The 23659-nt window shown below is 66.8% G+C and carries 15 protein-coding genes; 4 read left to right on the forward strand and 11 right to left on the reverse strand.

The window, feature by feature from the left end; all coding sequences use genetic code 11:
* Window positions 1–81: 81 nt before the first annotated feature.
* The 10 genes from MXA07_RS00440 to MXA07_RS00485 form a co-directional block, all read right to left on the reverse strand.
* Window positions 82–1881, reverse strand: coding sequence for a cohesin domain-containing protein (locus tag MXA07_RS00440; protein ID WP_247730081.1), 1800 nt, complete (start codon window positions 1879–1881; stop codon window positions 82–84).
* 223 nt (window positions 1882–2104) lie between these two features.
* The gene (locus MXA07_RS00445) at window positions 2105–4075 is read right to left on the reverse strand and encodes a S8 family serine peptidase (protein ID WP_247730082.1); all 1971 of its coding nucleotides are present in this window, start codon (window positions 4073–4075) and stop codon (window positions 2105–2107) included.
* A 319-nt stretch (window positions 4076–4394) separates the two neighbouring features.
* A complete protein-coding gene (locus MXA07_RS00450; protein ID WP_247730083.1) occupies window positions 4395–6236 on the reverse strand; it encodes a cohesin domain-containing protein in 1842 nt (613 codons plus the stop codon).
* 248 nt (window positions 6237–6484) lie between these two features.
* Window positions 6485–7231 (reverse strand): cohesin domain-containing protein, encoded by a 747-nt coding sequence (locus MXA07_RS00455; RefSeq protein ID WP_247730084.1) that lies wholly within the window; start codon window positions 7229–7231, stop codon window positions 6485–6487.
* 239 nt (window positions 7232–7470) lie between these two features.
* Window positions 7471–8034 carry a cohesin domain-containing protein gene (locus MXA07_RS00460; RefSeq protein WP_247730085.1) on the reverse strand — a complete coding sequence of 188 codons (564 nt, stop codon included), beginning with the start codon at window positions 8032–8034 and terminating at the stop codon, window positions 7471–7473.
* 326 nt (window positions 8035–8360) lie between these two features.
* Window positions 8361–8948: a cohesin domain-containing protein gene (locus MXA07_RS00465; protein ID WP_247730086.1), complete on the reverse strand. Its 588-nt coding sequence runs from the start codon at window positions 8946–8948 to the stop codon at window positions 8361–8363.
* A gap of 69 nt (window positions 8949–9017) precedes the next feature.
* Window positions 9018–11894 carry a S8 family serine peptidase gene (locus tag MXA07_RS00470; protein ID WP_247730087.1) on the reverse strand — a complete coding sequence of 959 codons (2877 nt, stop codon included), beginning with the start codon at window positions 11892–11894 and terminating at the stop codon, window positions 9018–9020.
* A 210-nt stretch (window positions 11895–12104) separates the two neighbouring features.
* Window positions 12105–15368, reverse strand: coding sequence for a S8 family serine peptidase (locus MXA07_RS00475; RefSeq protein WP_247730088.1), 3264 nt, complete (start codon window positions 15366–15368; stop codon window positions 12105–12107).
* Window positions 15369–15713: 345 nt separating this feature from the next.
* Entirely contained in the window at window positions 15714–17012 is a 1299-nt protein-coding gene (locus MXA07_RS00480; RefSeq protein ID WP_247730089.1) for a class I SAM-dependent methyltransferase, read from the reverse strand.
* Window positions 17005–18126, reverse strand: a complete 1122-nt coding sequence (locus MXA07_RS00485; protein WP_247730090.1) for a 60S ribosomal export protein NMD3 — start codon at window positions 18124–18126, stop codon at window positions 17005–17007. Before MXA07_RS00485 ends, MXA07_RS00480 begins: the two co-directional genes overlap by 8 nt.
* A 479-nt stretch (window positions 18127–18605) precedes the next feature.
* Between MXA07_RS00485 and htpX the strand changes: the two genes are divergently transcribed.
* A complete protein-coding gene (htpX, locus tag MXA07_RS00490) occupies window positions 18606–19490 on the forward strand; it encodes a zinc metalloprotease HtpX (protein ID WP_247730091.1) in 885 nt (294 codons plus the stop codon).
* 186 nt (window positions 19491–19676) lie between these two features.
* On the opposite strand, the gene MXA07_RS00495 is transcribed toward htpX, so the two are convergent.
* Entirely contained in the window at window positions 19677–20945 is a 1269-nt protein-coding gene (locus MXA07_RS00495; protein WP_247730092.1) for a glycosyltransferase family 2 protein, read from the reverse strand.
* Between the two features lie 333 nt (window positions 20946–21278).
* Here MXA07_RS00495 and pspAB point away from each other — a divergent pair, with 333 nt between their 5' ends.
* From pspAB to MXA07_RS00510, 3 genes are all read left to right on the forward strand, one after another.
* A complete protein-coding gene (pspAB, locus tag MXA07_RS00500) occupies window positions 21279–21899 on the forward strand; it encodes a PspA-associated protein PspAB (RefSeq protein WP_247730093.1) in 621 nt (206 codons plus the stop codon).
* Between the two features lie 106 nt (window positions 21900–22005).
* Complete coding sequence (gene radA / locus MXA07_RS00505) at window positions 22006–23037, forward strand: DNA repair and recombination protein RadA (protein WP_247730094.1); 1032 nt, start codon at window positions 22006–22008, stop codon at window positions 23035–23037.
* A gap of 192 nt (window positions 23038–23229) precedes the next feature.
* Window positions 23230–23640 (forward strand): hypothetical protein, encoded by a 411-nt coding sequence (locus MXA07_RS00510; protein WP_247730095.1) that lies wholly within the window; start codon window positions 23230–23232, stop codon window positions 23638–23640.
* The last annotated feature ends 19 nt before the right edge of the window (window positions 23641–23659 follow it).

Raw genomic sequence — 23659 nt, forward strand, 5'->3', positions numbered from 1 at the left:
AGAGACGCGACGAGGTCGGGCCGAATAGTCCGGAACGGAGCCGCTCGATTCGAGTAGGAATCTCGATCGAACCGTCCCGGATCAGCTCTCGATCCCGACGATGATCTGCTGGATCTGGGTCACGTCCGCCGGCGTGATCTCGCCGTCGCCGTTCAGATCCGCACAGGCTTCGTTGAAGTTGCCGGGGTCCATACCCACGATGTGCTGCTGAGTCTTCGTCGCGTCGATCGACGTCACCTGCCCGTCGCCGTCCACGTCGCCCGGCAGTTCACAGGCGGACTCGCCGACGGTGACGCTGCCGTCGAGGTACTCCGCGGGCTGGACGATCGCGTCCTCGGTGTTGAGCCGGGTAAACTCGGTGTCGAAGGTGAGATCCGTCGCGTCACCCGCCGAGCCGACCGCCTCGAACGTCAGGTTCGCGAGCGTCGGCGCGTCCACGCCCTGGGCCTGGCTCGCCGACAGCGTCAGCGTCCCGTTCTCGGCGTTGACCGTCGGATCGTTGATGTCCACGCCAGCGGCCTCGACGAACGCGACGACCGACGGATCGTAGTCGATGCGAGCCTGGTAGCCCGCGATGTTCTCGCGGTCCGTATCGAGCGAAACCGTCGCCGTCTGGCCCGCACTCGCCTCGGCCTCACCCAGCCGGATGAAGCCCTCCGGCGGCGTATCGGTTTCGACCGCGATGGAGCCCGCGACGTACTCGGCGGGCTGGACGATCGCGTCCTCGGTGTTGAGTTGCGTGAAGTCGGCGTCGAAGGTGAGGTCGGTCGCCTCACCCGTCGAGCCGACCACCTCGAAGGTCAGGTCCGCGAGCGTCGGCGCGTCGACGCCGTTCGTCTGGCTCGCCGAGAGCGTCAGCGTGCCCTCGTCGTCGTTGACCGTCGGGTCGGCGATGTCGACGCCCGACGCTTCGACGAACGAGACGACGGACGGATCGTAGTTCAGCCGGGCCTGGTAGCCGGCGATGTTCTCGAGGTCGGTATCGAGCGAGACGGTCGCCGTCTGGCCTTCGGCCGCCGTCGCGTCACCGGCGCGGATGAATCCCTCGTCCGGCGTCGGGTTCACGTGCGCGACGGCGCTGGCCAGCAGCGAGGCGGCGGCGTCGGTGTGGGCGGTGGCGTTGGCGTACTGGTTGAGGCCCGAGGAGGCCGCGAGGACGGTGGCGCTCGAATCGTCGACCGCGAGGCCGACGCCCTTCGTCTCGCCGTCCACGGAGACGTCGGCGATGGCGTCGAACGTCGTCCCGTTGATCCAGGCGTGATCGGCGAACGGCTCGGTGTGGATCGGGATCGACTCGCCGACGGCGTAGTCCTCGACGATCGGGTGCGAATCCGTCACGACGTAGTTCGGCCCGTCCGCGCTCTCGTTCGGATCGTAGTCGCCCTCGACCCGATCGACGGCGTCGCTGACGGAAGCGAACTGTTCGACGCCGTTGGCGTCCTGGCTCGCCTCGTTCCACTGATCGAGGTAGACGACGCCGACGTCGGCACTACTCGTCGCCTCGACGAAGTCTTCGACGGCGGCGTCGTCGATGTGCTGGACGACGTAGACGCTGTAGCCGGCGCCGGCAGCCTCGTCGCCGGAGACGACCTCCGCGCTGATTTCGCCCCCGGAGGCGTCCTCGATCATGCCGGCGACGTCGGCCGCGTACGCGCCGTCGCCGACGACGCCGACAGTGACCGCCGCGGTCGAAGCGACCTCGTTCGTCGATTCGGAACCGTGTTTCGCGATCGATGCGTCGATGTCGTCCGCGCCAGATACTGCTGTCGCCGATGCGCCGACGTCCGTCGACGTCGCGGTCCCGCTGACCGCCCCCGCGATCGGCGCGAAGGTCGCGCCCACGAGGAGCAAAGCCAGCGAAACGGCGAGCAGTCGAGTCATATTCCGCTTCATGGATGGATGGGCCATCTGGTCCGATGGTGCATCGTTCTTGGACCTCGAACATTATAGATGTTACCGAAGGATTAAAATTAGTGTTATTTTTGATTGAAAAGGTCCGGGACGGGGCGAGATCAGCGCCTGCGACGGGTCGAACGTCCGTGACGCGCCGGTACCGCAGCGAAACCGAGACGGGATCGAAAATCGCCGACACGGATTCGCGAGGCTAGGTCGAGGCGCCGACGATCGTCTGGTGGATCGCGGTGACGTCCGCCGGCGTAATTTGGCCGTCGCCGGTCAGGTCCGCACAGGCCTCCTCGAAGGTGCCCGGATCCAGACCGGCGATGTGTTGCTGGGTCTTCGTCGCGTCGAGCGAGGACACCTGCCCGTCGCCGTCGACGTCGCCCGGCAGCTCACAGCCGGGATCGGACTCATCCGGGTCGATCTCGACCGACGCCGAGTCGCTGTGGTCGCCGCTGCTGACGGTCACCTCGCCGGAGCCGGCGTCTCCGGACTCCGTACTCCAGTTCAGTTCGACCGTCGTCGACGCGCCCGCCTCGAGCGCGACCGACTGACTGTCGACGACAATCCCGTCGAAGTCGGCGAGTTCGATCGTGTCGTCACCGCTCGCGTTACCGACGTTCTCGATGATCGCGTCGACGGTCAGGTTCTCGCCTTCCGTCACCGGCGCGTTCGTGCCGTCGATCGAGACGGCGAATTCGGCTTCTTCGGGCGGGCCCGGATCGGCGACCTGGCTCACGGCCTCGTAGGCGTCGACGATGCCGACGCCGTACCGGGAGTCGCGTCCGGTATCCGGGTTGTAGTGCTGGGCCTCGTCGGGGTCCCAATCGTCGGGCTTCCAGGTCGATTCGGGGAGTTGCTCTCTGAGTTCCCACGGGCCGAGGGAGGGGTCCGCCGACAGGGCCAGCGCCGCGATACCGGTCATGTGCGGCGTCGCCATCGACGTGCCGCTGACCTCGCAGTACTCCGCACCGTCACAGCCGGGCATCTGCCCGTTGGCGGAGTTCGCGCTGTAGACGTCGACGCCGGGCGTGGCCGCGTCGGGGACGATGTAGGATCCCTCCGGCCAGCGGTCCCGCCAGAGGCCGCCGAAGTCGCTCTCCTCGATCTTGTCGCCGCTCGAGAACCCGGCGACGCTACGGTTCTCCGCGACGGCCCCGACGGAGAGCGAATCCCAGGGAGCGGCGGGCGAGATGGCGTCGCCGTCACCCTCGTTTCCGGCGCCGGCGACGACGAGCGTGCCCGCGTCCATCGTATTGTAGACTGACTCGGCGTAGATGCCGTACGCCCCGACGCCGAGGCTGTAGTTGACGATGTCCGAGTCGGTCTCGACGGCCCACTCGAACGATTCGACGATCGCATCGCTGGAGCACCCCAGGGCGTTACAGACCCTGACTGCCCCGATCTCGACGTCGGGCGCGACGCCGATCGCCGTCCCCGAGGCGTTACCGCCGGAAATCGTTCCGGTGACGTGCGTGCCGTGGCCGAAGTCGTCGACCGGTTCCGCGGAGTCGCTCATCGGATCGTACCAGCCGTCCTCCGCCGCGAGTTCGACGTCGGGGTGGTCGGTGTAGACGCCGGTGTCCGCGACGGCGACGCGAACGCCCTCGCCAGTTGCCCCGAAGTCCTCCCAGACCTCGGGCGCGTCGATCAGATCCAGTCCATAGGTGACGTTGTCGTCACGCGCATCGTCGGCCGGCGTCGCCTCGACGGGCTCGGGGGCGTCGAAGACGACGTTGGGTTCGATGCGCTCGACGCCGTCGATCGTGGCGAGCGTCTCCAGGTCGATCTCGTCGAGGTCGGCGGTGACGAGGACGCTGTTGCGAATCCAGAAGGTCTCTTCGACCGTCACGGCGTCGTAGTCATCGAGCGCCTCGATGACCGGACCCTGCGTTCGGTCGGCCGTCGACTGCAGCGCGTCGACCACCGCGTCGGGCCCGCCCCGCCGGTCGACCTCGGGCGCGTCCGGAAGAACGAGGAACAGTTCCGTCTCGCCGGATTCGTTCGAGAGGGAATCGTGAATCTCGGCCGCGTCCGTCGGAGACGGGGAGCCAGGGTCGATGCCCGTCTTCGAACCGAGCGACGGCTCGGCTGTTACCCCCGGCGGTGAGAATACGACACCGATCAGGAGCGCGGCGAACAGTACGGCGATGAGTTGCGTCGTGCGCGCGTTCATGCATTTTCTACCATCTCTGAGGATGGTTAATCCCGAATGTTAGCGCGTGAATAAAAACACTATGAATGATGGTCAAATTAGCCGTCGACCGGTAGGTATAAACGCCAGATTGCGAAGCGAGCGGCGCCGTCCCCGAGAGTGGTGCAGGCGCCGTCCTCGTCGGAGGGGATCGGCAAAAACGAGCACCGCACCGGGTTGAATCTGGCGACGTCCGAACCTCACCGGCAGAAAACGGTGAACAGACCGTAATCGATGCGCACGCCCGTGGACCGGCGGCCGCGACCGGCGACCCGTCGCGCTGGGAGGGTCGCCCGCGGAATCATCGTCGTCGAGTCACCAGCGCGAACGCGAGCACGGCCGTCACCCCGGCCACGACGCCGAATCCGGGGATGCTGTCGCCCGATCCGGTGTCGGGACCCGTGGCATCGGCACCGTCGGCTCCGTCGTCGCCACCGTCGGACTGGTCGCCGTCCGACGCTCCGTCGTCACCCTCGTCCGATCGGTCGTCGCTCTCGTCCGACCGGTCCGTCGACTCCGTGACCTCGATCGATCCGAGCGACTCGTCGTTGAGCGACAGGGCGTACGTTCCCGCCGATTCGAACGTGTGCTCGAACGTGACCGTCGTCGACGCCCCGCCGTCGAGCGAGACCGTTTCGGTGACGATCGCCGCCGACTCGTTCGCCAGCGTCAGTTCGTACTCGCCAGCCTCCTCGCCGACGTTGGTGACCGCCACCGGCACCTCGATCGACTCGCCGACCGTAAGCGTCGAGACCGGGGCCTTCTGGATCTCGAACTCGAACTCGGCCGGGTCGGGCGTCGGCGGCGGGAGGGTCGGGCCGCCACCGCCGTCGTCCGAATCCTCCTCGACGGAAACGGTCGTTCCATTGTAGTCGACTGGGACCCGTTCGCTCTCGTTATTGACGAGGGAGTCCGCCTCGACGAATTCGAGGTCCGTCTCGCCCGCCTCGACGACGTCGAACGCGATCGTCGCGAGCGTCGGTGCGTCGACGCCCGTGGCCTGGCTTTGCGTGATGGAGACCCAACCCGACTCGTTGTCGACGTTCGTCACCGGGTCGGCCATGTCGACGCCCGAAACGGACGCGACCTCGACGACCCCGGGGTCGAACGTTACGTTGGCCTGGTAGCCGGCCGTATTCGCGACCGTCGTCTCGAGCGTGACGGGGATCCGCTCGCCATCCTGCTCGCCCGCCACGAGCGAGAGCGTCTCCGTCGGCGACTCGTCATCACCCTCGTCCTCGACGGAAATGGTCGTGCCGACCGGCTCGAACGGGATCGGCTCCGGCGGCGACTGCCCGTCGTTCAGCGTCGTGTCCGCCCCGACGAACGACAGCTCCGTCTCACCCGTCGCGGCCACGTCGAACGTGATCTCGGCCAGTTCGGGCGCGTCGATACCGCTCGCCTGGCTCTGCGTGAAGAATACCCAGCCGTCCTCGTTGTTGACGTTCGTCGTCGGATCGCTCATGTCCACGCCCGAGACGGACGCGACCTCGACGATATCCGGATCGAACGTGACGTTCGCCCCGTAGCCCGCGACGTCTGTGGCGTTCGTCCGGGCTGTGACCGTGACCTGGTCACCGTCTTGCTGGCCAGCCTCGAGCGAGAACGTATTTTCGGGCGGCTCCTCGCCGCCATCGCCCTCGACGGATATGGTCGTGCCGACCGGCTCGAACGGGATCGGCTCCGGCGGCGACTGACCGTCGTTCATCGTCGTCTCCCGCTCGACGAACGCCAGTTCCGTCTCGCCTGCCGCAAGGACATTGAACGTGATCGCTGCGAGTTCGGGCGAGTCGATCCCGCTCGCTTGACTCTGCGTGAAGAAGACCGACCCGTTGGCGTTGTCGATGTTCGTCACCGGATCGCTCATATCGACGCCCGAGACCGACTCGACCTCGACGATATCCGGATCGAACGTCACTTCAGCACCGTAGCCCGCCACGTCTGTGGCGTTCGTCCGGGCCGTCACGGTAATCTGATCGCCATCCTGTTCCCCCGCCACGAGCGAGAAGGCGTTCTCGGTCGAATCGCCAGTTCCGTCGATCGGCTCGTCGGCTGACAGTTCGCGCACGTCGACCGCACCAGCGGCCGGCACGATCAACCCGATGCCGACCAGCGCGATCGTGACGACGAGCACGACGTCCACCGCGTTCACCCCATCGGTCCTTTCTAACACTGTGTTCCCCTCTTATTCTACAATTTACTCAGCGGTAATATATCTTATTGAATGCGATAAAAAGTCGGAGGGAGTAGAATCCGACGAAATACACAGTTGGAGCGGTTATGTATCGAAGAAACCCCGGCAGGTTCGTCTGCGACAGTCGATACGCGAATTTCGCCCGCCCGTCCGCGTCACGTTACCCACGTGCAGCCGGAAGGGAACCAAGAGTGCGGTCAGAATCGGCGTCGAAGCGACGACGCGACGAACAGCGCGCAGATAGCGATCAACGTCGGGACGAGGATCAGGACGGGGATCACCGCGAAGTGGGCGTCCTCGTCGATGCGAGCACCGGTCGAGCCGTCTCCGGTCGAGCCGGCACCCCCGTCCGTACCGTCGCCGACCGAACCACCGCCGTCGGCACCGTCGCCGGCACCCCCGGCGGAGACCGTCGTTCCGACAGGATCTACCGGAATCTGTTCGGGCGGCACCTGCCCGTTGTTCACCGTCGAGGCACCGTCGACGAACGAGAGTTGCGTCTCGCCCGGTTGCCGAACGGAGAAGGTGATCTCGGCCAGCGTCGGCTGGTCGACCCCGCGAGCCCGACTCTGGGTGAGAAACACCCAGCCCGCCTCGTTGTTGCGATTGACGATCGGATCGCTCATGTCGACGCCCGAGACCGACTCGACCGCGAGCGCAGCCGGATCGAACGTGACGTTCGCGCCGTAACCCGCGACGTCCGTCGCGTCCGTCGAGAGTCGAACCGTGATCCGATCGCTACTTCGCTCGGCGACCGCAAGCGACAGCGTCGCGTTCGACGACTGACGCTCCATCGCCGCCTCGCCGCTCGCCGGATCGACCCGTTCGTCGACCGCGCCGGCGGGTGAGACGACCAGCAACGCACTCACCAGCACGATCGTGGCGACGATCGCCGGTCGTGTCGCGGACGGCCTGCCCATCGTCTCGAACTCGGGTAGCCACACAGTGGTATCCATGCAGCCATACGATAATGTATCTTTCCAATCTCGATATTGAATAGACCACTTGGTAGCTCGAAATGAACGCTCTCTGCGAGCGGTTATCGGACAGCGTCGGCGACTCGCAGGCGAAAGCGAAGATGCACGGATGGGCGACCGATCCGCCGAGGGTAGCGACGGCCTCGAGTCAGGGCGTCGAACGCCACGGTGTGTCGGCGGTCGCCAGTCGGAATCGCCCCCGATCGTCAGTCGCGACGGGCGCTCGCGGCGACGAGCAGCGCGCAAACGGCGGCCAGCGCGGAGAGGGGTCCAAAGCCTGGAAGGCCGTCGCCCGAGTCGTCCACCTCGAGCGTGGTGCCATCCAGTTCGGGCGCCAGCATCGTGCTTTCGTTGTTCACGAGCGAGTCGTCGGCGACGAACGCCAACTCCGTCTCGCCCGATTCGACGACGTCGAACGTGATCTCCGCGAGCGTCGGCGCCTCGGTACTGGTGGCCTGGCTCTGGGTGAACGACACCCAACCCGCCTCGTTGTCGACGTTGACGACCGGATCGCTCATGTCGACGCCCGAAACCGACTCGACCTGGACGACGTCCGGATCGAACGTGACGTTCGCCTGGTACCCCGCAACCGCTTCGACGTCGGTCTCGAGCGTGACCGTCGCGCTTCCGTCGCTCGACGAGCCGGAGACGAGCGAGAGCGTCCCGTCGACCTGTTCGGCCTCGACGGCCGCCACCCCGTCAGCGGCGCCGATCGTGTCCGTTCGGTCCGCGACGGCCCCGCCGACGGGGCCGAGCGCGGCTCCGACCAACAGAACGCTCAGTGCGATGGCGACGACGGCTATTCGGTTTCGCTGCGAAAGGTGTTGTAACACGAGTGGCTCACACCTTATTGTACTGTGGAAGAAGCGTATTATAATTTTCCATTAGGAGGGAGAAAAAGAGCGTGTTCCATCGCGCCGACCCCCGATGCCCGGAGGTGTGGCGACCGTTCGCACGACCGAATCGGATAGAGGGCGGACCGGTCGCCACCGAGAGCGATCGGCGCGAACGGAACCGCGCGTCGCTGGGTGTGCGGGACTCGTGATATCGAACAACTGAAGGGACGTTGACGGGTCCGATCCACCGTCGTCGGGTCTCAGACCGTCGTGCCGACGGTCGTCTGGTGGATCGGCGTCACGTCGGCCGGCGTAATCTGGTCGTCACCGTTGAAAACCGCACAGGCCTCGTCGAAGTTGCCGGGTTCGAGACCCGCGATTTGCTGCTGGGTCTTCGTCGCGTCGAGCGACGACACCTGGCCGTCGCCGTCGACGTCACCGGGGAGGTCACACTCGCCGGGGTCGCCCTCGCCGACGTCGACCGTACCGGCGCGGTACGCCGAGGGCTGGACGATTTCGTCGCCAGCCGCCAGCTCCGTGTTCGACTCGTCGAAGCTCAGCTGCGTCGAGTCACCCGCCGAACCGGTCAGTTCGAACGTCAACTCGGCCAGCGTCGGCCCACCGACGCCCGAAGACTGGCTTGCCGACGCGTCGAGCGTCCCGCTCTCGTCTGTCACCTGCGGATCGGGCAGATCGACGCCCGAGGCTGCGACGAAGTCGACGACGCTCGCGTCGTAGCTGATCTCCGCCCGGTACCCCCAGACGTCGGCGCCGTCCGATTCGAGTTCGACCGTCACCTGCTCGCCCGCCGCGTCCGAAGCGTCGCTCAGCCGGATGTCCGGCTCCAAACGCCCGCTCGGGTCACTCGCGGCGGCGAAAAATAACGAAACCGAATCGAACCGCGGGTCAGTCGCGTCTCAGGCCGTCATGCCGACGATCGTCTGGTGGATCGCCGTCACGTCGGCCGGCGTGATCTGACCGTCGCCGTCCAGGTCCGCACAGTTCTCGTTGAAGTTGCCCGGATCGAGGCCGGCGATGTGCTGCTGGGTCTTCGTCGCGTCGAGTGACGACACCTGGCCGTCGCCGTCGACGTCACCGGGGAGGTCACACTCGCCGGGGTCGCCCTCGCCGACGTCGACCGTACCGGCGAGGTACTCTGCCGGCTGGACGATTTCGCCGCCAGCCGCCAGTTCCGTGTTCGACTCGCCGAAGCTCAGCTGCGTCGAGTCGCCCGCCGAGCCGGTCAGCTCGAACGTCAGTTCCGCCATCGCCGGCGCGTCGACACTGCTCGACCCGCTCACCGCCAGGCCCAGCGTCCCGCTCTCGTCGTTGACCTGCGGGTCGTCGAGGTCGACCCCGCTCGCGCTCACGAAGTCGACGACGCTCGAGTCGTAGTTGATCTCGGCCTGGTAGCCCGAGACGTCCGCGACGTCGCTCGAAAGCGTCACCGTCACTTCGTCACCCGCGCTGCCAGAGGCGTCGCTCAGCTGGATGGAGCCTTCCGGCTCGGGGTCGTCCTCGCCCGACGCGAGGTAATCAACCGCGTTCGCCAGCAGCGTCACCGAATCGGACGTGTGATCGCCCGATCCCACGTACTCGTTCAGCCCCGACGACGTCGCCAGCACCGTCGAACTCGATTCGTCGACCGCCAGGCCGGTCCCGACGGACGAACCGTCGACCTCGACGTCGGCGATCACGTCGTAGCTCGTGCCCGTCGCCCAGGCGTGGTCCGAGTCGCCGCTGGTGTGGATCTCGATCGAGTCGCCCAGACCCTCGACGATCGGGTGCGAGTTCTGGACCGCGTAGTACGGCCCGTCCGCGCCGCTCTGGTAGTCGTCCGAGACGCCGTCGACCGCGCTGCTCACCGAGGCGAGCTGCTCGACGCCGTTCGGGCCAGAGCTGTCCTGGCTCCACTGGTCCAGGTAGACGACGCCCGTGTCGCTACCGCTCGTCGCGTCGTAGAACGCCTGCGCGTTGTTCTGGATGTTCTGCACGACGTAGACGTCGTGGTCGCTGTCGATCGCCTCCGACGAGGAGATCGACTCGATCATCACGTCGGAGCCGAACTCGCCCTCGAGCATGCTCGCGACGTCGCTACCGTAGGAGCCGTCGCTGACGACGCCGACGGTGTAACCCTCGAATTCGGCCAGCGTGAAGTCGGCGCGTACCGTCTCCTCCTCGCCGACCGTCACCGACTGGCTCGAGGATTCGTAACCCGAGGCCTCCGCCGTCACCGTGTGCGTGTCCGCGCTGACCGTCAGTTCGTACTCGCCGTTCGAGTCCGTCTGCGTGCTCGACGTCCCCGCCGAGACCGTCGCGCCCTCGATGGCCGCGCCGCTCTCGTCGGTCACCGTGCCCTCGATCGTCCCTTGGGCGCCGCCACCGCCGGCCTGCTCGACCGCCGCGTAGAGGTCGATGATCCCCGTTCCGTAGCGGGAGTCGCGGCCGGTGTCCGGGTTGTACCACTGGGCGCTGTTCGGATCCCAGTCGTCGGGCTTCCGGGCCGTCTCCATCATCAGGTCCTTGACCTCGTAGGGGCCGAGGTCCGGGTTGGCCGACAGGATCACTGCAGCCGCACCGGCCTTGTGCGGCGAGGACATCGACGTCCCGGACATTTCCTGGTAGCCGCCGCCGGGCTGGGCGCTCAGCACCTGGGAGCCGGGCGCGGCGATGTCCGGCGTGATGTATCCGTCCGACGGCCAGTGACTCAGGTAGTTACCGTTGAAGTCACCCTCCTCGAGGAACTGCCCGCCGGAGAAGTCGGTGACATCCTCGTTCTCGTTGGTCGCACCGCTGGCGATCGAGTCCCACGGCGCACCGGGCGAACCCGCGGTTCCCTCGCCCGAGTTACCGATCGAAGCGACGATGAGCGTGCCCGCGTCCATCGCGTTGTTGACCGTGTCGGCGTAGGAGCCGAGGCCGAAGCCGAGGCTCAGGTTGACCACGTCCGAGTCGGTGTCGACGGCCCACTGGATGGAGTCGATGACGTTGCTGACGGTGCAACTCTGGCCGCAGGCTCGCGCTCCGGCGATCTCCGCGTCGGGCGCGACGCCGATCGCCGTCCCCGAGGAGTCGCCGCCAGCGACCGTCCCGCTGACGTGCGTGCCGTGCCCGTGATTGTCGACGGGTTCGGAGGTACCCTGTTCCGGATCGAACCACGGATCCTGATCGTCCATGTCGATATCGGGGTGGTCGCCGGCGACCCCGCTGTCGGCGACGACGACGCGCACGCCCTCGCCGGTCGCGCCGAAGTCCTCCCACGTCTCGGGCGCGTTGATCTGCTCGAGCCCGTAGGTCGGGGCGGTCCCCGACGGTTCGACGTCCTCGGTGACCTCGACGGGTTCTGGAAGGGAGGTCTCGGCGTTCGGCTCGATGGCCTCGATGCCGTCGATCTCGGCCAGCGTCTCGAGATCGACTTCGTCGAGGTCGGCCGTCACGTGGATCGCGTTCCGGATCCAGAAGGTCTTCTCGACGGTTACGGCGTCGTAGGATCGGAGCGCGTCGAGGACCGGTTCTTGCGTGGCGTCGGCCTTCGACTGCAGCGCCGAGACCACCGCGTCCGCCGATTGCTGGCGCACCTGCTCGTCGATATCGGGCAGGAGCAGGATGAGTTCGGTCTCGCCGGTTTCGGTTTCGAGCGATTCGTGGATCGAGGCTGTCGACGAGTTCGCGATCGCGTCGTCGGCCGACGTCGCGACCGGACCGCTAGTTGCCACACCGAGCGGGGCGAAGACCGCCCCCAGCATCAGTGCGGCCAGCACGATCGCCAACAGCCGGTTCGTGTTCGCGTTCATGGGTGGCTCACTATCTGTGGAGATAGGCGTCCCCATATTTTATTTCGAGGATATAGTAATTTACTATTAATTCTACTACACATGGATACTTCGACCGCGTGGACGAGCGAGTCGGTGTCGTCGAAGCCCAGCCGGGATCAAACTGACGGAGCGAGCGCTCTCCGCGGGGAAAAATAACGAAAAAAGATCGAACCGGGGGTCAGTCGCGCCTCAGGCCGTCATGCCGACGATCGTCTGGTGGATCGCCGTCACGTCGGCCGGCGTGATCTGACCGTCTTCGGTGAGGTCCGCACAGTCCTCGTTGAAGTTGCCCGGATCGAGGCCGGCGATGTGCTGCTGGGTCTTCGTCGCGTCGAGCGACGTTACCTGCCCGTCACCGTCGACGTCGCCCATCAGTCCACAGCCTTCCTCGATCGACAGTTCGCCGGCGATGTAATCGGCCGGCTGGACCACGCTATCTTCGGTGTTCAGCTGCGTGAAGTCCTCGTTGAAGCTGACCGTCGTCGTGTCGCCCGCCGAGCCGGTCAACTCGAACGTCAGGTCGGCCAGCGTCGGCGCGTCGACGCCGTTCGTCTGGCTCGCCGACAGCGTCAGCGTGCCTGGCTCGTCGTTGACCGTCGGGTCGGCGATGTCGACGCCCGAGGCCTCGACGAAGCTGACCACCGAATCGTCGTAGTTCAGTTCCGCCTGGTAACCGGCGATGTTGTCGAGGTCGGTATCGAGCGACACCGTGACCTCGCCGCCTTCGCCGGCCGACGCGTCACCCACGCGGATGAAGCCCTCCGGCGGCGCGCCGCCGTCGGAGACGTCGATCGTACCGGCGCGGTACTCCGAGGGCTGGACGATTTCGCCGCCAGCCGCCAGTTCCGTGTTCGACTCGCCGAAGCTCAGCTGCGTCGAGTCGCCCGCCGAGCCGGTCAGCTCGAACGTCAGTTCCGCCATCGCCGGCGCGTCGACACTGCTCGACCCGCTCACCGCCAGGCCCAGCGTCCCGCTCTCGTCGTTGACCTGCGGGTCGTCGAGGTCGACCCCGCTCGCGCTCACGAAGTCGACGACGCTCGAGTCGTAGTTGATCTCGGCCTGGTAGCCCGAGACGTCCGCGACGTCGCTCGAAAGCGTCACCGTCACTTCGTCACCCGCGCTGCCAGAGGCGTCGCTCAGCTGGATGGAGCCTTCCGGCTCGGGGTCGTCCTCGCCCGACGCGAGGTAATCAACCGCGTTCGCCAGCAGCGTCACCGAATCGGACGTGTGATCGCCCGATCCCACGTACTCGTTCAGCCCCGACGACGTCGCCAGCACCGTCGAACTCGATTCGTCGACCGCCAGGCCGGTCCCGACGGACGAACCGTCGACCTCGACGTCGGCGATCACGTCGTAGCTCGTGCCCGTCGCCCAGGCGTGGTCCGAGTCGCCGCTGGTGTGGATCTCGATCGAGTCGCCCAGACCCTCGACGATCGGGTGCGAGTTCTGGACCGCGTAGTACGGCCCGTCCGCGCCGCTCTGGTAGTCGTCCGAGACGCCGTCGACCGCGCTGCTCACCGAGGCGAGCTGCTCGACGCCGTTCGGGCCAGAGCTGTCCTGGCTCCACTGGTCCAGGTAGACGACGCCCGTGTCGCTACCGCTCGTCGCGTCGTAGAACGCCTGCGCGTTGTTCTGGATGTTCTGCACGACGTAGACGTCGTGGTCGCTGTCGATCGCCTCCGACGAGGAGATCGACTCGATCATCACGTCGGAGCCGAACTCGCCCTCGAGCATGCTCGCGACGTCGCTACCGTAGGAGCCGTCGCTGACGACGCCGACGGTGTAACCCTCGAATTCGGCCAGCGTGAAGTCGGCGCGTACCGTCTCCTCCTCGCCGACCGTCACCGACTGGCTCGAGGATTCGTAGCCCGAGGCCTCCGCCGTCACCGTGTGCGTGTCCGCGCTGACCGTCAGTTCGTAGTTACCGCTCGAATCGGTCTGCGTGCTCGACGTCCCCGCCGAGACCGTCGCGCCCTCGATGGCCGCGCCGCTCTCGTCGGTCACCGTGCCCTCGATCGTCCCCTGGGCGCCGCCACCGCCGGCCTGCTCGACCGCCGCGTAGAGGTCGATGATACCCGTGCCGTATCGGGTGTCACGGCCGGTGTCGGGGTTGTACGCCATCGCGTCGTTCGGATCCCAGGAGTCGGGCTTCCAGGCCGTCTCCATCATCAGGTCCTGGACCTCCCACGGACCGAGGTCCGGGTTGGCCGACAGGATCACTGCAGCCGCACCGGCCTTGTGCGGCGAGGACATCGACGTCCCGGACATTTCCTGGTAGCCGCCGCCGGGCTGGGCGCTCGTGATCTGCGCACCGGGCGCGGCGATGTCCGGCGTGATGAACTCGCCGGACGGCCAGTGGTCCATCCAGTTGCCGCCGAAGTCACCCTCCGACATCGTCTTGCCGCCGGAGAAGCTGGTGACCTCCTCGTTCTCGTTGGTCGCACCGCTGGCGATCGAGTCGTAGACCGCACCGGGCGAGCCGGCCGTTCCCTCGCCGTCGTTACCGATCGACGAGACGACCAGCACGCCGGAATCCATCGCGTTGTAGACGGTGTCGACGTACGAACCCGTCACCCCGCCGCCGAGGCTCAGGTTGATGACGTCCGAGTCGGTGTCGATCGCGATCTGGAACGACTCCATGATCGCGTCCCCGCCACAGCCCGACGAACCGCACACCTTCACGTGTGCGAGTTCCGCGTCCGGAGCGACGCCGATGGCCGTTCCGGAGGAGTCGCCACCGGTGGCCGTGCCGCTGGTGTGGGTGCCGTGACCGTGACTGTCCGACGGCGTGTCGGAACCGGTCATCGGATCGTACCAGTCCGCGAGGTCAATGTCCGGGTGGTCGGCGTCGACGCCCGTGTCGGCGACGACGACGCGGACACCCTGCCCGGTCGCGCCGAATTCCTCCCACGTCTCGGGCGCGCGAATCTGTTCGAGCCCGTAGGTCGGGGCGGAGCCCGACGGTTCGACGTTCTTGGTGACCTCGACGGGTTGGGGCGGATCGACCATGATGTGCGGCTCGACGCTCTGGACACCCTCGATGGATGCCAGCGTCTCGAGGTCGACCTGATCGAGGTCAGCCGTCACCTTGATAGCACTGCGAATCCAGAAGGTGTCCTCGACCTGGACGGCGTCGAGCGTGTCCAGCGAGTCGAGAACGGGCTCCTGAGTCGTCTCCGCGTGCGACTTCAGCGTTGCTTCGAACTCTTCTGCGCTCTGCTGTCGGGCCGTCTGCGGGAGTTCCGACAGGAACAGCATGAGTTCGGTCTCGCCCTCTTCGTTGTGAAGCGATTCGTCGATCTGTGCCGGAGTCGTGTCGGTCGCTGTCGCGTCCGACGCCAGGGCCGTCGAGGAAACCGATCCCCCGGACGCCGCTCCGAGCGGCGCGAAGACGGCGCCTGCCATCAGGACCGCGAACAGTACCGCGACGATCTGCGTTCGATTCAGAGTCATTGTATTTGTGCCACCATGGTACGGTGACTCATTGAAACACTTGTGGACGTGAATAATAATACTTTCTATGCCGGTATAGAAGTTGCATTTTAATCACAATACGGAGAATGATATTCGTCCCCGACGGTCCCTGATTGCCAAAATAACCCTACAGAAGCCATCTATCGCCAGATTTGCCCGACAGTAGTTCGGCCGAAACGCGACATCCACGGGCGCGACGGACCCGTGGGCACGCCGAGCGGCATCGACCGAGACGAGAGATCGACCGGAGGTGCCACCGCCCGCCTGTCCGTGGAGTGCGGGACACCTACCCGCCTGACGTCGAGAAGGGGCGTCGCGCCCGACTCACGAAACCGCGACGTCGAGGACGACGTGAACGACGCCTGCGCTGTGGGTCTTGACCCGGCGGCGGTCACGAATACGCGCGGATCGACCCCGGGACGCGACCGCGTCGGTGATGCGATCGTCGAGGACTGCCCGCGGATCCGACTCGTGGACGGCCGCGTGAAGGTGAATCACGCCGTCGGACGCGAGGGACTCGAGCGCGGCCGGAAGAAAGGATACGGCCGACTCACGCCGACGGCCGGCCGCCGAATCGTCCCCCGAAGCCGCGTCCGAACCGGTCGTCGGATCGGCGTCCTCGGACTCGTCGGCTGATCGCTCGTCGTCCGGTTCCGCAGCGGCCCCGATCCCGTAGTAGCCCATCACGACGCGGTCGGCGTCGACGGACCCGGCGAGCTCGCGACAGTCGGTGTTGTACGCCGCCACGTCGTCGGTCACGTCGTTTCGGACCGCGTTCTCGATGAGGTATCGAAACGCGGTCGGGTTCAGTTCCGTCGCCGTGACGTTCGCGCCCGCCCGAGCCATCGGCAGGGTGAAGTAGCCGATCCCGGCGAACATGTCGAAGACCCGCTCGTCCGGTTCGACGACCTCGCCCATGCGAACGCGCTCGGCCTGGTTCCCCGGCGAGAACATGACTGCGGCCGGATCGAGCGCGTACGCGGTGCCGTGCTCGACGTGGACCGTCTCCGTGTCCGTCTCGCCGGCGAGGTGACGCGTCCGCGGTTCGCGAAAACGTCCGGACACCCCCTCGTCGGCCAGCACCGTCTCGGCGCCGCCGTGTAACTCGAGCAGGGCGTCGGCCACGTCGCCCTCGTCGGGACAGTCGGGTGGGATCGTGACCAGAACGACGTCGCCGACGACGGCCCACGACCCCGGCGCGCGCTCGCGGTCGCGCTCGCGCTCGCTCCAGCCTCGCTCTCGCAGCAGGGTGTCGAGATCCGTCGGGCGGTACTCGGGATCGACCTGCCGAACGACGCGGTCGATCCGCGTCGCCGCCGGCGGGCGCTCGACCGGCAGGGCCGTCCGCCCGTCGTCGAACGGCCTGACGGCGCGGGCGTCGTCGTAGACGCCTTCCGCGCGGAGGGACTCGATCGCGATCTCGGTGCGGCGCTCGTCGACGACGACCGCGAGGGGGTCCTCGTCCGTCGACGACGCTTCGACGGGCGTCTCCTCGTTCGCCGACGGCGCTTCGACCGACGGTTCCTCGTCCGTCGACGCCTCCCCACCCGTCGCCACGTCCTCGTCTGCCGACACGTTCACGTCCGGCGATGCGTCCGCGTCCGTCGGTGGCTCCTCACCCATCGTCGGGGAGGACGTGCAGGCCAGCCCGACTCTTCAGGACGGGGACGGTCTCGGCCTCGGGGTCGACGTAGTCGGGCCGGGCGATCGTCTTCGCCTCGTACGTCTCGGGATCGAGCACCTGGATGGAGCGCTCGTCCTCGACGGTGACGACGGTCGTCTCCTCGGCGTCGGCCACCGTCCCGAGTTTGCGCGCCTCCGGGGCGATCCCGTCCTCGTGGGCGGCCTCGTAGCGCTCGCCCGTCCGCAGGCGAATCCCCTTGAGATTGCCGCGGGCGCTGCGCACGAGGACCGGCCCGTCATCGTCGTCCGCGAGGTCGATCACGTCGCCGGACGTAAACGGCGGCAGGCGAACCGCGAAGGTGACGCGGTAGACCTCGTTGCCGTCCTCGTCCTCGGTGACCAGCGTCTCGGAGTCGGTGACGGTCCCGCCGAAGGCCTCGACGACGCGGTTGGCGATCTTCTTGCCGATCTTCGTCGTCGAGACCTTCACGTCCAGGCCCGCGTCCACCTCGCCCATCTCGGTGACGAAGGCGTTGCGATCGCCGGTCGCCTCCATCTCGGCGACGACCTCGGTCGCGATCGCCTCCGTCCGCTCGATCTCGTCGTCGGTCGGCGTCCGATCCGCCGCGCGAAGCTGGACGACGCTCGCGTAGTAGTCGCCCGCGATCCGCCCGCAGCGGGTGCAGGTGCCCCGCGCGATCGTCACGGGGACGACGACCGTCTCCTCGACCGGTTCGCCGCGGACGACGCCGGTGAAGTGACAGTGCATCCGGATCGTGTTCTGGTCGACGTGTTCGGGCTCGACCTGCCAGGCGACGTCGTCGACGTCGACGTGAACCGAGAGCGCGTCGCTCACCGCCTCGATGGCGACGTCGGTGTAGTCCCTCGCGTCGACGTCGACCCAGCGCTCGCCCTCGCGAACCGCGCCGCAACGCGCACAGACCTCGACCACGAGCTCGTCGGGCGCGTCGACGAACGCGAAATCGTCGAAGTAACACGACCGACAGAGATCGACCGTCGAAGCGGGCCTGATCGGGTCGCTCGCGTCCGACTCCGGCGGGCGCTCCGGAACCGGGTCCCCGCACCGGGGACAGAACGCACGTGTCTCGCTCATCGAGCGTCGTTCGGCCCGGATCCGGATAAGCGCCGCGTTCGACCGTCAGCCCGGGTCGAGCGCGTACGCGGTGCCGCCGACCGATCGCGACCCGCCCGACCGGACGACGGTTCCGCCGCCAGCACGTGGGTCGCAAGCCGCCCCGTCAGATCGACCGAGCGCACTCGCCGCGAGCCATCGTACCGGCCGACATCGTCCCGGTTTCCACCCGAAACGAAGGGGTCGACCGTCGGTGCTGGCCGGCGTTTATTCCCGTTAGAAACGCCCCGTCGTCACTCGTCCGCGAAGCGGTGGTCCCCCGACTCCAACTCGGTGGCCGTCAGATCGCCGCGCAGCCCCTCCGCAGGCGATGGGCCGTCGAACCGCTCGGACGGTCGGGCGTTCGACGAACCCTCCCCGATCTGGCCCGGAGCGGGTCGGTCGCGGCGCCAGCCGCACCTATCATCGCGTTTATCCCGGCGCGAGCCGTACGGTTTCGCATGGAGTGGAAGCCGGACTGGGGTCTCAGAGGCCGAATGTTCGTCACGATGTTCCTGTTGTTTCTCCTGTACATCGTGTTCGCGGGCGGGATCACCGCCTACACCGGCGGCGGGCCGCTCATCTTCGCCGTCATCTTCGGCGGGTTCTCGATCGTCCAGTACTACTTCAGCGACACGCTGACGCTGAAGAGCATGGGCGCGAAGACGGTCTCGGCCGAGGAGTACCCGGAGCTGCACCGCTCGATCGAACGGCTCGCCCAGCAAGCCGACCTGCCGAAGCCGAAAGTGGCCGTCGTCGACGAGAACGTGCCGAACGCGTTCGCGACGGGGCGCAACCAGAAGAACGCGGCGGTCGCCGTGACGACGGGGCTGCTGCGAACGCTCGATCGCGACGAACTCGAGGGCGTCCTCGCCCACGAACTCGCCCACGTGAAAAACCGCGACATGATGGTGATGACCTTCGCCTCGCTGCTGGGCACCATCGCGTTCATGTTCGTCCGCTGGGGCGCCTTCTTCGGGGGCGGCCGCGGCCGCGGCAACCGCGGCGGTGGCGGAATCGTGGTCGCCATCCTCATCTCGCTGGTCGTCTGGATCGTCAGTTACTTTCTCATGCGCGCGCTCTCGCGCTACCGCGAGTACGCCGCGGATCGCGGCGCCGCAGCGATCACCGGCAACCCCGGCGCCTTGGCCTCGGCGCTCGTCTCCATCTCCGACGGCGTCGCGAAGATCCCCGACAGCGACCTGCGCGACGAGGCCGAGATGAACGCCTTCTTCATCATCCCGCTGAAGTCCGGCGTCGTCGGCCGGCTCTTCTCGACCCACCCGCCGACGGAGAAACGCATCGAGCAGCTCCAGCAGCTCGAACGCGAACTTGAACGCGCGTGAGGACGGCGGCCGGTCTCCAGCTCGAACGCACCACGACGGAAACCGCCGTCCTCGCCGAAAGCAGGTGCGGCCGTAGTCCGACGGCTCCGTGAGCGAAGGGAACGGCGGCTCGTTCTGGCGCAGGGACGACCGCCGGCCCGCCGCGCACGAAAGTTCGGCGGGCGAACGAAGCGGATCCGACGCCTCTCAGGCGCCGGTCTTTTCGACCTGATACCACTCGCCGTCCCAGCTGAGGAAGTACTCGAAGACACACCGGATGGTCACCAGGCCGAAACCGGGGTAGATCAACGGCGCCAGGAGGACCGTCCAGGAGAGGTCCGGGACGTGACCCTGCCGCCAGTCGTTGATCAACACCGGCACGACGGTGGCGGTCACCGCGAGCAGGGGCAACAGGGCGTACTCGTAGAAGCCGTAGTAGACGAGGACGGCGACCTTCGAGAGCAGCGCGACCATCAGCACGCTCGCGGTGAGACTGGTCGCGAGCCGGAGCGTTGAGGCGTGACCGCGCATGCCGCTCGGCGCGAAGCCGCCGGTGATCGCCTTCTGGAACACCTCGATGTGCCCGAGGCGCCAGCGCTTGCGCTGGCCCCAGAGATCTCGCAGTGTGTGGGGCGCCTCCATCTCGTTCGAGATGTTGCGGGCCTGGCGGACGTCGAGGCCGTGGCGAAAGCAGGTGTGCGCGAAGTCGATGTCCTCGGTGATGACGTCGTTGAACCCGCCGACCTCCTCGATGGCCTCGCGCGTAAAGGCCGACGAGGAGCTCCGACAGTAGGTGAAGCCGAGCGGTTCGATGAGCTTGTAACTCGCGTGAAAGAGCAGGCGCTCGCAGTACGCGAGCGTCTCGACCGCGCCGTTGGCCCGCGGAACGCGTCGCGCCTGGAAGATGTCCCGGTCGTTCTCGATGAGTTCGTACATCGCCCGCGGGACGAAGTCGGGGTCGACCCACTCGTCGGCGTCGAATGCGCAGTAGTAGTCGGCGTCGAGTTGCGAGATCGCGTCGTTGATCGCGCGCGCCTTCGATCCGGGCTGGCGATTCGTCAGCACGCGGACGTCCGGGTGCTCGGCGAGTTCGCGGGCGACCTCGATCGTCTCGGTGTCGCCGGGTTCGGTGACGATCGCGACGCCGACGTTCTCGTAGTTGGACTCGAGCAGGGACTCGACGCTCGTCGGGAGGACGCCGCCGTCTCGGTACACCGGGACGACGGCCTCGATTCGCGGGCCGTCGAGCAGTCGTTCGTCGGGGTCGGCACTCGTGTATACCTCGCGGGTCAGCAGGACCCCCGAGAGGGTCGCCAGAAACGTGAACAGAAGGATCGCCGGGATGGCGCTCACGGTCGCGACTTCGAACGCGATCCACGGGAGGTCAGGGATGATCGTCATCTCCTGGACCCCATTGTAGACACCGACTGCGAGGCAGAGTCCCGTTCCGAAGAACGATCCTCCGAGACCCGCCACTCGGCGTACGTCGATACTCATTAAGGAAAACCTGTTATTAGTCTATATTAAATCCACCTGTCTCGCGCCGCCCGCGCCAGAAGCGGGTTCTCCGACCGCTACCAGCCCGTCAGCGACCATAGCGCGGCTCGATCGCTGGGTCCGTCGGGGGCCGACGTGGGCACGACCCGGTCGCTTCGATCGCCCGGACGCGTCCGCGTAGACTCCGTCGCGGGCCGAGTCGCCTCGGCGTATCAGGGTCGACCTGACGCGACAGCCGGCGCCATTTTCTGCGGACCGGCCCCCACATCCGGACCGCCTACGCTTTTGGGCGAACGCGACTCAGTGTCGGGTATGGGACTACTCGACGGGTTGCGAGCGGCGCTCGGCCTGCGCGCCGAGGCGGACGCGCGCCGGGACGCCGATCCGGAGGACCTCTTCGGGATGAGTACCGCCTACCTCACGATGCACGCGGAACTGGGATACGACGCGATGGACGAAGCGGCGCTCTGCTTCTCCGGCGTCGACGCCAGCGGCTTCGAGCAGACCGTCGACGAGGTCGAGGCCATCCTCGAGAGCGGCCGGGCGGAGACCGGCACCGACTTCGCCGTCCAGGCCGACGACCACGGCTACCAGTGGGTCGTCCTCAGGGACGACGACCCGGAGGACCTCGTGACGAGCATGCACTTCGCCGCCGACACGTTCGTCGAGAACGGCTACGGCTCGCGCCTGCTCGCCGCCGTCTTCGCCTACCAGAAGCCGAGCCGAGACGGCGAGGACGGCCGCGCCTACTGGATCTACTCCTTCCGACGGGGCTCGTTTTACCCGTTCGCGCCCAGACCCGGCCGCGAGCGCGACAACGGCGTCGAGTTCAAACTCGAGTCCGTCCTCGACGGGGAACTCGAGATCGAACCCGACAAGGAGTACTGGTACCCGCTCTGGCCCAGCGAGCACGGAACTCACCCCTGGGAGTGACGGTTCGAGCGAGCGCTCTCGAATTCCACCGCCGCGCACGCCGGCACTTTCACTTTCACTTCCCTGTTAACGAGGGTTTATCCCCCATCCGGGGCAACCGGCTGGTATGGCAGACGCAGACTTAGAAACGCTGCCGGGCGTCGGCCCGGCCACGGCGGACAAACTCACAGACGCCGGCTTCGACTCCTTCCAGAGCCTGGCGGTCGCCTCACCCTCGGAACTCTCGAACACGGCGGACGTCGGCGAATCGACGGCCGCGGACATCGTCTCGGCCGCGCGCGACGCGGCCGACGTCGGCGGCTTCGAGACCGGTTCGACCGTCCTCGAACGGCGCAACAAGATCGGGAAGCTCTCCTGGCACATCGACGAGGTCGACGACCTGCTGGGCGGCGGGATCGAGACCCAGTCGATCACCGAGGTCTACGGCGAGTTCGGCTCCGGGAAGTCCCAGGTCACCCACCAGATGGCCATCAACGTCCAGCTCCCGAAGGAGGTCGGCGGCCTCCACGGCAGCGCGATGTTCATCGACAGCGAGGACACGTTCCGCCCGGAGCGGATCGACGACATGGTCCGCGGACTCCCGGAGGAGGCCATCCAGGCCGCGATGGACGACCGCGAGATCGAGGGCTCGCCCGACGACGAGGCCGCCGTGGAGGAACTCGTCGAGTCCATCCTCGAGAAGATCCACGTCGCGAAGGCGTTCAACTCCAACCACCAGATGCTGCTCGCCGAGAAGGCGAAGGAACTCGCGAGCGAGAAGGAAGACTCCGAGTACCCGATCCGCCTGCTCTGCGTCGACTCGCTGACCGCCCACTTCCGCGCGGAGTACGTCGGCCGCGGCCAGCTCGCCGATCGCCAGCAGAAACTCAACAAGCACCTCCACGACATCGACAAGGTCGGCAACCTCTACAACGCCGCCGTCATCGTCACCAACCAGGTCGCCTCGAACCCCGACTCGTTCTTCGGCGACCCGACCCAGCCCATCGGCGGTAACATCCTCGGCCACAAGTCCACCTTCCGCATCTACCTCCGCAAGTCCAAGGGCACCAAGCGGATCGTCCGCCTCGTCGACGCGCCAAACCTCGCCGACGGCGAGGCCGTCATGCGCGTCGAGGACGAGGGCCTCGTGGCGGAATAACAACAACGAACTTTTTACGCCTCGGGTGCGCGAAGCGCACCGCTCGGCGCAAAAACTTCGATGAAAAAGTGCCGGCGGCTTCGCCGCCGGAGAACCGCTCGCTTCGCTCGCGGATGCTCTTCCTACCGCACACCGGTTGTGAGGTTCCGCTGCAAGGCCCAGCCATACCCGACAGGAAAGTGATTACCAACTATGGCGGCGACTGCGACCGGGTTTGTCCTGGGAGCGCTCATCGGATCGATCACGACCGCCGTGGGCTCCGGAATTCTCTACTGGAAGCGTGAACGGGATCGAACCGATCGGCTACGAGGGGCGCTGGCCGCGGAGCTTCGGACCTACGACTATCTCGATGAGATGATCGAAGACGGACAGTACGAAGCCGTAACGGAGCGTATCGAACCGCCGACGGTCTACGGTTCGGTCGGCGGCGATCTGGGGAGACTCACTGACGACGAAATCACCGCCCTCGTCGCGTTCTACGCGGACTGCCGCTGGCTCGACGGCCTGCAGGATCCCGAGGACAAGAAGGAAGGGATCGACCGAGTCGTCAACCACCGCCGGACTGCGCTCGAGGCGCTCGAAAATCGGAGCAATGCTGGATAGCTGTCCAAGAATAGCAATT

The organism is Halovivax limisalsi, from assembly GCF_023093535.1.
Classification (GTDB): domain Archaea; phylum Halobacteriota; class Halobacteria; order Halobacteriales; family Natrialbaceae; genus Halovivax; species Halovivax limisalsi.